Below are 14,046 nucleotides of genomic sequence, written 5' to 3'. Positions count from 1 at the left end.
CGTGTCATGGGACGTTCCCGGCCGCGCTGATCACTGGCCACGAGATGACCCCGGTGCAAGCTCGGGACGGTGGACCGGGGTCAGCGGAAGGCGGCGACTCCGGTGATGTGGTTGCCGACGATCAGCGTGTGAACCTCATCGGTGCCCTCGTAGGTGCGCACGCTCTCGAGGTTGTTCGCGTGGCGCAGCGGCGAGTAATCCAGAGTGATGCCGTTGCCGCCGAGCACTGTGCGGGCCTCACGGCAGATGGCGATCGCCTCACGGGTGTTGTTGAGCTTGCCGATGGAGATCTGGTGCGGCTTAAGCGTTCCGGCGTCCTTGAGACGGCCCAGGTGCAGGGCGAGCAGCGTGCCCTTGTTGATCTCCAGCGCCATGTCGACGAGCTTCTGCTGGGTCAGCTGGTAGCCGGACAGAGGCTTGTCGAACTGCATCCGCTCACCGGCGTAAGCCAGGGCGGTGAGGTAGCTGTCGCGCGCCGCGCCCATGACACCCCAGATGATGCCGTACCGTGCCTCATTCAGGCAGGAGAACGGGCCGCTCAGCCCCTTGGCCTTCGGCAGCATCGCCGAGGCAGGCAGGCGCACGTTGTCCAGGTCGATCTCGCACTGGATGGACGCCCGCATGGAGAGTTTCGGTCCGATCACCGTGGCCGCGAAGCCGGCGGTCTCGGTGGGCACGACGAAGCCGCGCACCCCGTCGTCGGTCATCGCCCAGATCACGGCGACCTGGGCGACGGCGGCGAGCCCGATCCACCGCTTCGTGCCGGTGATCACCCAGTCGTCTCCATCGCGGCGGGCGAACGTGGTCATGCTGCTGGGGTCGGAGCCCGAGTTCGGCTCGGTCAGCCCGAAGCATCCGATCGCCTCGCCGGCCGCCATCTTCGGCAGCCACTCGTTCTTCTGCTCTTCCGAGCCGTGCTTGTGGATGGCGCTCATGGCGAGGGACCCCTGCACACTCACGAAGGTTCGGAGGCCCGAGTCCCCGGCCTCGAGCTCCAGGGCGGCCAGACCGTACTCGACACTGCTACGGCCCGGGCAGCCGTAACCCTTCAGGTGCATTCCTAGCAGGCCGAGCTTCGCCATCTGGGGCACGATTTCGAGAGGGAAGACCCCGTTCTCGTACCAGCCGGCGATGTTGGGCCTGATGGTGGAATCAACGAAGGCCCGAACCGAATCGCGCAGCTTGACCTCCTCGGCGGTGAGCAGGGACTCGATGTCGATGAGATCCGAGGTGTCGATCAGAGGCGAGGCAACGACACCGGAGGGAGCTGTTGTCAAGGTCAGGCCGATGCGGGATGCGAGGTCAGTCATGGTTTCGCTTTCGTTAGGTTGAACCGGAAGTCAGAGGGTGGGGAGCGTCAGTCGCCCGTCGATGCGCCGAGGAACTCGCCAGGGGTTGTCAGGGTGGAGGGCATCCGAAAGGTGCGCGGGTTCGGCATTCTGCACCGCGACCGGTCGCACGAATCGGCCCAGCGCGCCCGCTCCAACGCTCGTCGCGTCGGACCGGGACGTGGCCGGCCACGGCCCGCCGTGCTGCATGGACCAGCTGGTGGCCACTCCGGTCGGCCACGCATTCAGCGCGACCCGGCCCACCTGCCCAAGCAGCCGCCGCACGACCTCCGCCGACTCCGGGTCGCCCGGGCCGCTGGTGAAGACAGATGCGACCAGGCTTGGCTGCAGGCGCATCAGAGCATCCAGTGCAGCCCCGGTATCCTCGTATTCGCAGACGAGAGCGACCGGGCCGAAGCACTCTCCCAGCAGGCGTGAGCCGGGGTGAAGGTCCTCCAGCCGCACCAGGACGGCCTGCGGGGCGGCCACGTAGCCGTCAGCGGGGTCGGTCGGCGTTTCCCCGGTGACGACCGTCGGCGTGACGTTTCCCGCGACATCGGCGGCCTCGATGAGTTGCGCCACACCGGCCCGATAGCCGCACGCGATGCCGGCGGTCAGCAGCGGGGCCCGCGGGGCCTGCGACAGCCGGGCCAGCACTTCCTCGAAGATTCCGGCTCCCGCGGGGGCGAAGAGCAGCCCGGGTTTGGTGCAGAACTGGCCGGCACCGAGGGTGAAGGAGCCGACAAAGCCAGCTGCGATCCCCGCGGTGTCGGCCGCGGCATCCGTCGTGACGAAGACCGGGTTCACGGTTCCCATTTCGGCAAAGACCGGCACGCCGCGCGCGGCGGCGCGCTGCACGAGAGCCATCCCGCCGCCCTGACTGCCGGTGAACGCTACCGCCGTGACCTCGGAGGCGTCGACGAGCTGGAGGCCCGCGTCGAAGCCGACGACGAGCGCGTAGCTGCCTGCCGGGGCACCGGCCCGGTTGAGCGCGTTGGAGACCAGCTCCGCCAGTCGCACGCTGAGTCGCGGGTGGGCCGGGTGAGCCTTGACGATGACGGGGCAGCCGGCGCCGAGCGCAGACGCCACGTCGTGGCCGATCACGCCGAACCCGAACGGGAAGTTACTCGCCCCGAACACCGCGACCGGGCCGAGGGGGATGTTCCAGCGGGACAGCGTGGAGTCGCCGCCGATGACTTCGGTGCTGGCACCCAGGTAGCTGCCCTCGGCCGCGACCGCGCCGTAGAAATCGGTGCTGGTGGCGCACTTGGCGAGTTCACCGCGCAGCCGGTCCGCGCCGAGGCCGGTCTCCTCTCCGGCGAGCTGAACGAGTTCGTCTTCGTGGGTTCGGAGGGATTCCGCAATCGTGGTCAGCCAGCCCTGCCGGGTCGCGGGGCTGGTGTCGGCGAGCTGGGATGCCGCGCCCTGCGCCCGCCGCAGGATCTCGGCGACCTGCTCCGGGGCAGTGTGAGAGACGCTTCCGTGCTGCGCGCCCGTGCGGGGGTCGTAGCTCGGGTCAACGGCCGAGTCGACGGCCGGTGCGAATGTTTCGGTCACGCGTGCACCGCCGCAGCGCCGACGGTCGATTCGGCATAGATGGTCTCGACGGCTGTCCGGAGCACGGCGAGCCCGTCTTCGAGTAGATCCTGTTCAATAACGAGCGGGGGCAGCAGACGGATGACGTTGCCGTATGTGCCGCAGACGAGCACGAGCACCCCCTGTTGGTGACAGCGGGCGGCAACGGCGGCGGCGAGCTCGGGGCGTGGTTCGAGGGTCCCGGAGTCGGCGAATTCGATTGCGAGCATGGCGCCGCGGCCACGGAAGTCGACGATGGGGGAATCCTCCGCCACGAGCGGCTCCAGGAAGCGGCGGGCCGTGCTCTCGATTCGCAGTGCCCCGGCGAGCAGGTCGCCGTTCTCGAACGCCTCGAAGACGCCGAGCGCGGCCGCGCAGGCCAGCGGATTGCCGGCGTAGGTGCCGCCGAGTCCCCCGGTGTGCACGGCGTTCATCAGTTCGACGCGGCCGGTCACGGCTGTCAGAGGCAGTCCTCCGCCGAGCGCTTTGCCCGTGACAAGGAGGTCCGCGGCAACGCCCTCGTGCTCGCTGGCGAACATCGTGCCGGTGCGGCCCATGCCGGCCTGCACCTCGTCGAGCACGAACACGATCCCGTGCCGGGCCGCGATGTCGCGGAGCCCGGCCAGGAAACCGGGAGCCGGCACGATGAAGCCGCCCTCGCCCTGGATGGGCTCGATCACCATGGCGGCGAAGGTCTCGGGACCGTGCTCGGCCAGAACAGCCTCGACCCCGGCGACCGCCTCGGCGGTGGCGTTCTCCGCGCCGCTCGGCCATCGCAGCGGAGCCGCCATCGGCGCACGCACGATCTCGGTGGGGAACGGCCCAAAAGTGATCTTGTAGGGCTTCTCCTTGGCGGTCATGGCCATAGTCAGCAGGGACCGGCCGTGATAGGCGTCGTCGAAGACCAAGACCCTGGCCCGGCCGGTTGCGGCCCGGGCGATCTTGATGGCGTTCTCCACAGCCTCGGAACCAGTGGAGAACAGCGCCGTGCGCTTCTCGAAGTCGCCGGGCGTGTGGGCGTTCAGCCAGGCGCAGACCGCCGTGAACGACTCGTACTCGGTGACCATGAAACAGGTATGCGTGAAGCGGGCAAGCTGCGCGCTGACGCGCGCCTGCACGAGCGGATTGGCGGCTCCGACGCTGGTGACCGCGATACCCGAGGCGAAGTCGATGATGCGGTTGCCGTCGACGTCCTGCAGGATGCCGCCCTCGGCCCGTTCGATGAACACCGGCAGCGCGGTCCCGAACCCGCTGGAGACCTGTCGCATCCGCTCGGCCTGCAGCGCATTGGACCGAGGGCCCGGGATAGCCGTCCGGAGGAGTCGGGTCTGGGGAACGGTCGCTGTGTCCATCGACTAAAGGTAGGGCAGGCCACGCCGCTTGACATCGTATAAAACGTCTAAGAAGGCCGGGCGGCGTGGCTAGAATATCCAAGATATTGGCCTTTCAGAGTCGAAAAGGAACCCCATGGTGACGATCAGCCTCACCCAACTGCAGGATCAGCTCGGCAGCGACCTCCAGTCAGACGGTGGCGGGCGACCGACCCGCCGCGACCTCACGGGAGTCCACATCTCCGAGCTGACCGACCCGACTCCGTACCTGGGCGGCGGCGAACTACTGCTGACCACGGGAATCCCGTTGGCCGGAACCGACGAGCATGTACGCCGATACGTGCGGCGGCTCGTCGACCACGGGGTGTCAGCCCTCGGGCTGGGCCTCGGCGCGGGCACCGACCACGTTCCGCCGCACCTCGCCGCCGCGTGCCGCGAGGCGGGGCTGGCGCTGCTGATCGTTCCGGACGGAACCCCCTTCCTGCAGGTTTCCCGGGCGTACTGGGACATCGTGGGCCGCACCGAACAGGCCGATTTTGCAGCGAACCTGGGGCTGCAGACCTCGCTCGCGCGCGCCGCCACGCGGCCGGGAGCGGCAGCATCCGTGGTGAAGGTCCTGGCCGAAGCGCTGGGCGGCTGGGCCGCGTACCTGCCGGCCGACGGCACGCCGGAGTCCCTCTGGCCAACGACCGAGAGCCGGGTGCTGCCGAAGCTCCGAGAGGAGACGGCCCGGCTGAACCTGGCCGGCACGCACGCCGCAGCGACCTTCCCGCTGCTGGGAACGGATGTCGTCGAGTACTCCATCGTGTCTGGCCGGCGAACCGCCGGGTTCCTGGCGGTCGGAGCCGGGCGGGCGCTCCGCCCCGCGGACCGGCAGCTCATGCTGACCGGCTGCATGCTGCTGTCGATCACGGCGCAGCAGGACTGGGAAATGCGCCGGGCCAACGCGATCCTGGGCGGAACCGCCACTACCCTGCTCCTGCACGGCTACGTCGACGCCGCGCGCCTTGCTGCGGCGGAGTTGGGACTGCCCCCGGTGACGGACCGGGTGCGGGTCCTGGCCGTCACCGGCGAGCAGGTGGACCTACTCTCTACCGAGGAGCTCGCCGATGCGGTAGCCGCGATGGCGACGCGGGAGGATGCCGCGGAGCTGCGGCAAAGCATCCGGCGCTCGAGCCTGCGGTGTATCTTCGACGGACTCAGTTACGTGGTCCTGGACGTGCCGCACGTCGCTCCAGACGTCGCTGGCGGCGCAGCTGCATCGGCCAAGACGGTGAAACTGGAGCATCCGGCGCCTGTGCCGAGGCGACTGCCGGGTGTCGCTCCCGACCGACTAGGGGCCGCGATGAGCGGTCCGGTGCTGCCGTCCCAGGTCTCTGGCATCGTGGTTGAGGTGGGCCGGGCCTGCCGGCGGGCAGCGCCGGGACAACTGGTACAGATGGAGAACGTTCTCGACCCGCTGGCCGATTCCTGGGTCGAAGCGCTCAAGGGCTACACCAGGGCGGATCTCGTGGATACCGTGCGCTGCTACCTGCGCCATCGCGGCCAGTGGGAGACGACCGCTCGGGATCTGCAGCTGCACCGCAATTCGCTGCGGCACCGGATCGAGATCGCCTCCCGACTGATCGACGCTGACCTCGACGATCCCGATGTGGCGGCGAACCTGTGGCTGGCGCTGCGCGGCGTCACCACGCAGCCGGTTCAGCCTGCTTAGCCCCGGGGTGCGACGAGAACCGCAGCGCCGGTGAGCCAGGTGCGAATGGAGTCGTTGTGCTCGCCGAGGGCCGGCGGCGCGCTCGTGCGCGGGGCCAGCGGCGGCGTCCAGCTGACGGGGTGCCGAATCTGGCGGCCCATGGTGGCACCCGAGGCGTCCTGCACCTCGATCGTCGGCTCCAGGCCCAGTGATTCGGCGAGCTCGATGCCCTCGGCGATGGTGGCAACCTGCCCGGCCGGTACGCCGGCATCCGTGAGCCGGTTCTGCCAAGACAGCGCCGGAGCCTCCGCGAGGCGCGCTTCCAGGAGGAGCACGAGTTCCTCACGGTGGTGCACACGGGCCGAGTTGGTCGAGAACCGCGGGTCGGTTGCGAGTCGCTCGTCGCCGAGCACCCGGGCGAGCTTGGCGAACTGGGCGTCGTTACCGCAGGCCACGGCCAGTGGTCCGTCCGCGCAGGCAAGCAGCTGGTACGGCACGATCGACGGATGCCGGTTGCCCATTCTTCCGGGAACCACGCCCGCGCCGAGGTACGCCTGCGCCTGGTTGGCGAGCGCCCCCTGCAGGCTCGACAGCAGGTTCATTTCCAGCCGGGCACCGAGGCCGGTGCTCGCTCGGGCCGTCAGGGCGGCGAGCACGCCGATGGTCGTGTCTTTCGCGGTGAGCACATCTACGAGAGCGACGCCCGCTTTCATCGGGCCACTCTCGTCCCCCGTGACGCTCATCAGCCCGCCCAGCGCCTGGACCATGAAGTCGTAACCGAGCAGGTCGGCCCCACCGCCGCTGCCGAAACCGGTGATCGAGGCGTAGATGAGGCCGGGGTTCTCTGCCTTGAGGCTCTCATAGCCCAGGCCGAGCCGGTCCATCCCGCCTGGCTTGAAGTTCTCGACCACCACGTCGGCCCTGAGGGCGAGAGCGCGCGCGACGGCGAGGTCGGCGTCGTCGGTGAGGTCGAGGCAGAGGGATTCCTTGTTGCGGTTCACGCTCTCGAAATAGGTGGCCCCCGTGGCGGAGAACGGCGGACCCCAGCTGCGGGTGTCGTCACCGCTGCCCGGCCTCTCCACCTTGACCACCCGTGCTCCCAGGTCGGCCAGCGTCACGGTGGCCAGCGGACCGGCCAGTACCCGGGAGAAGTCCGCGACCAGGATCCCGGCGAGCGGCTTCGAGGTTGGACTCCGGCTGTCTTCGAACTGATTCTGCACTCGTGCTCCGTTGACTCGGTTCAGATGATGTTCGGGTTTCCTCGAATCTAGTGGCGAGTCAGAGCTGTTTCATTGGACGGATCATCCAGAGTCTGGACATGTCTGCACCCAGGCCTGCGGACATCCGATGCACGGATGCCCGGTTCAAAGACCGCCACGCGGTGGAACCCGATTTGGGTGATGGATGCCGCGACGCCGGCCAGTACAAGGGCGATATTTGTTGCCAGGCCGATGCCCGGTTCGAGCACCCCGCCGCACCAGACCGGAACACCGGGCACGTCCGTGACACCGTGGATAACGCTTTGCCAACGCGTCGAATAGCGGACGTCCTCCTGGAGGCGTGAAGGGTCAACGGGTGGGACGGCGACACCGTCAATACGGCGCCCGATGAACACGACGCTTTCGGCTGGTTCAGTTCGGACGAGGCGACGTCTTTGGACCTAGCTGATGATGAGTACCCAGCGCTCTTCAAACAGGTGCTGACCTAATCCCTGAGGGACCGGTTCCCACCTGCCGGCCGGCCCAGAGAGTCGAGGCCAAGCTAGCAGAGCCTTGGACGGCCATACGGGCACTGGATCGGAACCGTAACGACTGCCGTACGCCCTCAGGGTTCCCAATTCGGAAGCTCGTTTGAGTCCGCAGAGCGAGTCGGGGGCCGGTGTCGATGCGAGACTGGGCCCGTGCTGGAAAACAACGAACGTCGTCTCGTGACTGCCGCCGAAGCGATAGTGCGATCACTGCCAGACGATGACACGCACACGGTCGCCTCGGCGGCCATGGATACCCAGGGCAATGTCCACACGGGCGTGAACGTTTTTCACTTCACGGGTGGGCCATGCGCCGAACTCGTCGTCATTGCAGCCGCCGCGCAGGCCCTCGCTGGCCCCCTCGTCACCATCGTCGCGGTCGGTGACCGTGACCGTGGTGTGCTCGCTCCGTGCGGACGGTGCCGACAGGTCTTGCTCGACCTTCACCCCGATGTGGCAGTCATCCTGCCCCTCCCCGGTGGCGACGTGACCGCGGAACCCCTTCGCGATCTACTACCCCGCAGCTACTCGGCACCGGAGCCCGCATTCGGCCCCAGAATCGTCTACTTCAACCCTCGCTACTACGACAGCATTGCTTCGGGTCAGAAGACAATCACGATCCGCCACCACGATCCCATCCAGACTGGATCGGCAGTGCTTGTATTCGACGACGGAGACACCATTCGGCGGCTCAACGCCAAGATCGAGAGCATCGAATCACGCCGCTTCGATCACCTGAGCAACGACGACGCTCGCCAGGAAGACCTCCCCGACGCTGACGCTCTTCGCGGAGCACTGCGCACGCACTACCCGGACCTCGAAGGCCACGATGTCGTGGACGTAGCGACGTTTCACCTGGTGACTGCTTGACGCGGTCACGGTTCCGCTGCTGAGGGACTTCCGTCTGGCCTGGACGGCCGAGTCTGTCGTGCCAGACTCGCTGGATGGACCAGGCAAGAGACACGGAATTCGACACCATCCTGATCGGTGGTCGTGAGCAACGTGCGATCGTCATCGTCGATCACGACGACACATGGCCCTCAAAAGCAGCTTCCATGGCTCAAAAGATCCAGGACTCCCTGGGCCCAGCTGCGCTGTCGGTCGAACACATCGGTTCGACCTCAGTCCCTGGACTGGCTGCGAAACCGGTGATCGACATGCTGCTTGTCGTGGCCAACATTGACGACGAGGAGTCCTACCTTGTGCCAATGGAATCCATCGGGTTGCGGCTCCGTGTCCGAGAATACGGCCACCGGATGCTCCGCACGGCGGAGCTGGACTTCCACGTGCACGTTCTTCCGGCAAAGTTCGCTGAGCAAATCGACTACCTCGACCTCCGCGACTGGCTCCGGGTCAGCGCTGCAGACCGTGCACTCTACGAATCCACGAAGCGGACGTTCGCGGAGAACACATGGAGCGATATGAACCACTACGCCGATGCCAAGAGTGCAGTCATCCAGCAGATACTGACCCATGCACGCAACTGGCGAGCAGGACAGCCCACCAGCTGAACCGTCCCCACGGAACCACGTCCCGGCGACGGTTCCACCGATGCAACGGTCGCGGATCTGGTGCGGGGTGTTTTCATGGCGGGCGGCGAGTAGCTTGTTGCTATGACTGAGCTGTTGGCGGCTCGCGTGACTGTGCCGGATGCTGTCGGGCTCCCGTTCCATGTCGGCCGTGACTTAGCCGCCGAGTTTGGCGTCACTCTCGCTAACCCCGATCCTGATGGGCCGCCGATCGGTGGCCTCGCGTGGCCAGGGTCGTTCTACATCACGTCGCAGAACCCCCCTGCGGGCACTGAGCTTTACCTTTGACTCCGTCACAGTCGAGATCGTTGGCTATGGCGAGGCGGACCGCGATTCGCTTCGGAACTCTCCGGTCGCGCCGCCGGCGGACGTGACCCATGCAAAAGTAGAGCCGGTGAGTTTAGTCGACCTGACTCCGACCGCCAGCGTCGACCAGAACCCGGACTGACGATCGGTGGGTCTTGTCGCCCGCGTCCGTTGGCGGTTTCATTTCACCACGTAACGCGAGAGACCCTCGACGTGAGCGGGGTTCGGAGAAAGGGCTGTTCCTACGTGTCAGGGCCAGTACCTCAGAGCAAGTCCGCCGTTTGACGCTCAGGGCGGATGTTCGCTGGATTTATTTGCCGGCCAGAAGAGCGAAATATCCCGGAATCTGCTGCGAAAGACCGGTGGATTTCATCGGGACCACTTCGATGTTCACCGGCCCGTCCGCGATCAACTGCCAGTCCGAATCCGAAAATGTGCTGTGCCGTTCCTGGGCGCCGAAACGCCCGGGGCGGGGCAGGTTTTCCAGGGCGCTCTGCAACTGCCGGGGTATGCTTCGCGGCGTGGCACCCAGCTGCTGCAGGTAGGCGAGGCTGTTTCCTTGGAAGTTGGTTTCGGCGAGGAACACCCGGCCGCTGCGCCCGATGACGGTTCGCAGGTTGGCAGCTAAGCTGGACTGTTTGTCGGGTTTCAGGACGTGGAAGACTCCGCGGACAAAAACGTTGGCAGGCCCCATCCGCTCCAACAGGTGCTCTCCCGCTCCTACTCCCGCAGCATCCATGACCATGAAGTCGGCGTTCTGGACGCCTTCAGCTTCCCTCCTCGCCAACTCGACCGCGCCGGTTGAAACATCGATGCCGAGCACGCTTGGAAAAAGACCAGCAAGCCAGCGGGTGTAGGTCCCGTTACCACACCCGACGTCAATCACCGGAAGAGCCGGATCAAAGTGGGCTACGACGGCGTCGGAGTACTGCGCATGCTCGGTCCGGGATCCGGAGTCCCACAGCACGTCTCCGGAACGGCCGGTGGTGTGGATTCCGCGCCAATACCCATCCCACGCGGCCGCCGGATCTCTCGGTACCCGGGAAGTGAGGCGTACTACTGTTGGGACAAGCAGCATCTGTTCCCAAAGCTTTGACATGCCCTAACTCTACCGACGCTGCGCGAGGCTCCGGAGCTGATCCAGTACCTTCGCGGGCGGCAGCGGGTAGCTGTAGTAATAGCCTTGCCCGTAAAGGCAACCCATGGCCTGCAACTGGATCGCCTGCTCGGCGGTTTCGATGCCTTCCACGATCGCTTTCAGTCCCGCAGAGGAAATCAGCTGAAGAATGGCAGCAATGAATTTCAGCTGCTGCTGGTCCGAGCCCATGTCCTGAATCAGGGATTGGTCGACCTTCACCGTGTCCGCGGGAAGCGACCGGAGATAGCTGATGGACGAATAGCCGGTACCGAAGTCGTCAATTTGCAGCCCCACGCCCATGTCCCGCAGCCCGCTGAAGACCTGTTCTTCCGCCGTTCCCCTAGACATCAACACGGTCTCGGTGATCTCCAAAACCAAACGCCGCGGAGCCACGTGATTCCGGTCCAGCGTATCCCTGATATCCTCCAGCAGATCACTGCGAAGCAGTTCGGCGGCGGAAAGATTGATGTGCAGACGGAAGTCCGTCAGGTCAGGTGCGGTTTCGCTCCAGCGTCTCATCTGGGCGACTCCTTCATGCAGCACCCACCGCCCCAGCTCTAGGATCAGGCCGGTCTCTTCCGCGATGCGGATGAAGCTGTCCGGCATAATAATTCCGCGCACGGGATGATGCCACCGAAGGAGGGCTTCGATGCCTATGACCCTGCCGGAGGCCAATTCGACCACCGGCTGGTACCGCAGTGCCAGTTCGCCGCCGGCAACAGCGCTGCGTAGTTCGGCGGTTGTGCGCGAGCGTTCCCGGACAGCGTCGAGCATATCGGGGTGGAAGAGCTGGACGTTGTTGCGACCCTGCTCCTTCGCCTGATACATGGCGATGTCAGCATCGCGCATCAGCGCCTCGGCCGGATACCCCGGCGTGCCGATGCAAACCCCGATGCTGGCCATTGCCCAGACCGTTTCGGTTCCGACACGCACGCTGTCCTGCAGTTGCTCGGATGCCCGGTGCGCAATTTGCAGGATCTCCTCTTCCGTGGCCTCGGTGATGACGATGGCAAATTCATCCCCACCCAGACGGGCCACTGTATCGGCGGCCCTGACGGCGGACCGGAGACGCTTGGCAACCTCGACCAGCACGGCGTCACCGGCACCATGGCCCAGAGTGTCATTTATGGCCTTGAAAGAATCCAGATCCAGCACCAGCACGGCCGGGGCTTTCCCGCTGTCCGCACTGGCCAGGATTGCCTCCTGGATCCGCTCGTTGAGCAGGGTCCTATTCGCAAGGCCTGTTAAGGCATCCGTCTTGGCCATCTGCTCCAGCTCAGCCTGCGCTCGCCCCAACATGGCCGTACGGTCGGCAACCCGCCGTTCCAGATCCGAGTAAATATGGTCAAGTTCCTCCGCGAGCAGGTTGACACCCGTGATGACAGCATCGATGTCATCCCTACGTTCCGAAGTTTTCATGCGTGTGTCTAGCTCACCGGCAGCCAACCGGACAATGCCCTCCACCAACTGCTGCAGGCGCGGGTCCTCAGCGGCCTTTCCCGAGCTCATATCGTCCAAAGGTGCAATCCACGACGGGAAGTCTGGCCCTTTGCAGACCCCGGCCGAAGAACTGGCAACTGCCCCGGGGTCGCCCTGAATCGATCTGTCACGCGCTGAATCCTGCGGTCACCAGCGACCTCCGATGTGGGCCCACTATCGATACTCCACCAAGAGGAGTACCCACCCGAAGGCGCCGGCCAGCCCGACGGGCGGTCAGTAACCCTGCCGGTTGGCCGGAACGTGTCGGGCACCGCCACCGCCGGTTCCCCGCTCAAAGGACAGACGCCCGGTGTGGCCCTCATCGCGGCAGGCAGCACTTCCCGGCGCTCATGCACGGGCACTAAGCCAGTCCAAGGCCTCGCTGCGCGATGTAAAAAAACGAGTCGGACAAGGCGGGACGTGCACACCGAGGAAGAAGTTCGCCAGGACCCGATCTACAGGCGATTCACCTAATAGAGCAATGCGTGAGGCGCTGCAGGGAATGGACCAAACAGCCCTGGCCTCACGGCTAACCGAACCGACCGCTGCCATATCGACGAGCATGGGATGCTCTTCCTGCTGGCAGACCTCGTTGACTTTCGCCATCGCGGCCCGAGCGTCCTCGACCTGAACGTGGACCCCGGGCAGCCAGCGCAGATGGAGAAGCCCGCTATCACTCATTTCAATGCTGAGCTTTGCCTCGTTTGCAGCGACCGGATCCACCACCACGTGTCCTCCCCCGAGCACGCCGCCGAACCATTCAGCCGCTCCTCAAAGGTACTCGGGTTCATCGATTTCTCCCGTCACGAGGACGGTGGGTTGCAGGCTGAGAGCGGTTCTTGCCTCTGCAGGCACGGAGGATGCAATGTATTAGCGCGAGTATCCAAATGCCGGGTCCAATACCGATCAGGTATGCAGGTTACTGATCTCACAGCGGCCATGAACGAATTACGACTGACCGACCTCTCACGGGACATCCGGAGCTCCTACACGGCAAAAAGCTGGGGCCTGTCTCCCGACGTAACTGTGGGCGGAGTGGCCCCGGGCTGCTCCCCAAGGTTCGCTTTTGTTTATCGCGGGTCAGTTGTTGGTCACGAGGCCAGTTGCAGAATCGAAGGTTACGCCGGCACCGGAGGAGTCGTCGGTGATGCGGATCCGCTTTACGCAGGGAAGTCAAGGAGGAGCTCGGTCTCGAGGTCGACATTGTCGCCGTGGTCGATAGCTATGGTGGCGTCGACTCGACGAACGAGTATCCGAACGGTGACGTCGTGAGCTACGTCACGACCGCCTACCTCTGCCGCCTTGCCGAGGAACGGCCAGTCCTCGAAACGGAAGAGTTGACCGCTGTCGGCTGGTTCTTTCCCCTCCAGATCAAACAGCTCGATCGGTTCGAATGGATAGATCGAGTCATTGACGACATCGGGCCCAGCTTGAACGGGCTCGATTCAGCCCAAACGGTACCCCCTCACGCGATCACCTAGGAGACAGCAGCCTAGACATCACGTTTACCGCGCTCGACCTGCCAGCTGACCACGCTGCACTGATGCAGTTCATGATGTCTAACGAGTTCCCCTTCCACGTGAACGCCAGACCGTCCCGCACGGATCTCGAGCGAAAGACCTCCGAGGGAGCATTTGGCGGCCCCGATCACGCGAGCTTCTGGGTCCAATCAGAATCCGAAGGGCGCGTAGGCCTCGTGATCCTCGAAGACCTCCTCGACGACGCACCCTTGTTCGACCTGCGGCTATCCGCGAACGCTCGGGGCCGCGGGTTAGGCGCGCCCATTCTGCAGGCCCTCACCGCCGATGTAAGGTTACGTCCCCGTGAGTGGTGTGGTTTCCCGCTCTTGAGTGTTGCTTCGTCAACGTGAAGAGCCACCGTGGGATGGTCAGTGAGTACCGATCAAAGAACTCACAAAGG

10 protein-coding genes and 1 pseudogene are annotated in these 14,046 nt (G+C 65.4%); 4 read left to right on the top strand and 7 right to left on the bottom strand.

Annotated elements, in window-relative coordinates:
• Nucleotides 1-80: 80 nt before the first annotated feature.
• From E3N86_RS02085 to E3N86_RS02075, 3 genes are read right to left on the bottom strand one after another with little or no spacing between them, the layout of a single operon-like run.
• The gene (locus tag E3N86_RS02085; RefSeq protein WP_134373403.1) at nt 81-1,310 is read right to left on the bottom strand and encodes an acyl-CoA dehydrogenase family protein; all 1,230 of its coding nucleotides are present in this window, start codon (nt 1,308-1,310) and stop codon (nt 81-83) included.
• Between the two features lie 30 nt (nt 1,311-1,340).
• Complete coding sequence (locus tag E3N86_RS02080) at nt 1,341-2,885, bottom strand: aldehyde dehydrogenase family protein (protein ID WP_134511237.1); 1,545 nt, start codon at nt 2,883-2,885, stop codon at nt 1,341-1,343.
• The gene (locus tag E3N86_RS02075; RefSeq protein ID WP_134373399.1) at nt 2,882-4,255 is read right to left on the bottom strand and encodes an aminotransferase class III-fold pyridoxal phosphate-dependent enzyme; all 1,374 of its coding nucleotides are present in this window, start codon (nt 4,253-4,255) and stop codon (nt 2,882-2,884) included. The genes E3N86_RS02080 and E3N86_RS02075 overlap by 4 nt, the downstream gene beginning before the upstream one ends.
• A 115-nt stretch (nt 4,256-4,370) precedes the next feature.
• Here E3N86_RS02075 and E3N86_RS02070 point away from each other — a divergent pair, with 115 nt between their 5' ends.
• Complete coding sequence (locus tag E3N86_RS02070; protein ID WP_134416672.1) at nt 4,371-5,948, top strand: PucR family transcriptional regulator; 1,578 nt, start codon at nt 4,371-4,373, stop codon at nt 5,946-5,948.
• On the opposite strand, the gene E3N86_RS02065 is transcribed toward E3N86_RS02070, so the two are convergent.
• Nucleotides 5,945-7,147: a CaiB/BaiF CoA-transferase family protein gene (locus tag E3N86_RS02065; protein WP_241985915.1), complete on the bottom strand. Its 1,203-nt coding sequence runs from the start codon at nt 7,145-7,147 to the stop codon at nt 5,945-5,947. The two genes, E3N86_RS02070 and E3N86_RS02065, sit on opposite strands and share 4 nt — an antisense overlap.
• A 680-nt stretch (nt 7,148-7,827) precedes the next feature.
• On the opposite strand from E3N86_RS02065, the gene E3N86_RS02060 reads away from it, so the two are divergent.
• Entirely contained in the window at nt 7,828-8,544 is a 717-nt protein-coding gene (locus E3N86_RS02060; RefSeq protein ID WP_134341927.1) for an ASCH domain-containing protein, read from the top strand.
• Between the two features lie 74 nt (nt 8,545-8,618).
• Complete coding sequence (locus E3N86_RS02055) at nt 8,619-9,185, top strand: GrpB family protein (protein ID WP_134511236.1); 567 nt, start codon at nt 8,619-8,621, stop codon at nt 9,183-9,185.
• A 634-nt stretch (nt 9,186-9,819) separates the two neighbouring features.
• On the opposite strand, the gene E3N86_RS02050 is transcribed toward E3N86_RS02055, so the two are convergent.
• The 3 genes from E3N86_RS02050 to E3N86_RS02040 all read right to left on the bottom strand — a co-directional run bounded on the left by E3N86_RS02050 (nt 9,820) and on the right by E3N86_RS02040 (nt 12,855).
• Nucleotides 9,820-10,608, bottom strand: a complete 789-nt coding sequence (locus tag E3N86_RS02050; RefSeq protein ID WP_104101742.1) for a class I SAM-dependent methyltransferase — start codon at nt 10,606-10,608, stop codon at nt 9,820-9,822.
• Nucleotides 10,609-10,617: 9 nt separating this feature from the next.
• Complete coding sequence (locus E3N86_RS02045) at nt 10,618-12,156, bottom strand: bifunctional diguanylate cyclase/phosphodiesterase (protein WP_134511277.1); 1,539 nt, start codon at nt 12,154-12,156, stop codon at nt 10,618-10,620.
• 318 nt (nt 12,157-12,474) lie between these two features.
• Entirely contained in the window at nt 12,475-12,855 is a 381-nt protein-coding gene (locus E3N86_RS02040; RefSeq protein WP_369827978.1) for an STAS/SEC14 domain-containing protein, read from the bottom strand.
• 440 nt (nt 12,856-13,295) lie between these two features.
• Here E3N86_RS02040 and E3N86_RS02035 point away from each other — a divergent pair.
• Nucleotides 13,296-13,607 (top strand): annotated as a pseudogene (locus E3N86_RS02035) (NUDIX domain-containing protein); the annotation flags it as partial.
• Nucleotides 13,608-14,046: the final 439 nt, after the last annotated feature.

This window comes from Cryobacterium sp. Hz7, assembly GCF_004402815.1.
Lineage (GTDB): Bacteria > Actinomycetota > Actinomycetes > Actinomycetales > Microbacteriaceae > Cryobacterium > Cryobacterium sandaracinum.
The sequence above is the reverse complement of the archived record's forward strand: the minus strand, read 5'-3'. Positions and strand labels throughout refer to the sequence as shown.

Coding starts and splice junctions, on each gene's coding strand:
- E3N86_RS02085 (WP_134373403.1), bottom strand. CDS start 1,310: ATGACTGACCTCGCATCCCGCATCGGCCTGACCTTGACAACAGCTCCC.
- E3N86_RS02075 (WP_134373399.1), bottom strand. CDS start 4,255: ATGGACACAGCGACCGTTCCCCAGACCCGACTCCTCCGGACGGCTATC.
- E3N86_RS02070 (WP_134416672.1), top strand. CDS start 4,371: ATGGTGACGATCAGCCTCACCCAACTGCAGGATCAGCTCGGCAGCGAC.
- E3N86_RS02055 (WP_134511236.1), top strand. CDS start 8,619: ATGGACCAGGCAAGAGACACGGAATTCGACACCATCCTGATCGGTGGT.
- E3N86_RS02050 (WP_104101742.1), bottom strand. CDS start 10,608: ATGTCAAAGCTTTGGGAACAGATGCTGCTTGTCCCAACAGTAGTACGC.
- E3N86_RS02045 (WP_134511277.1), bottom strand. CDS start 12,156: ATGAGCTCGGGAAAGGCCGCTGAGGACCCGCGCCTGCAGCAGTTGGTG.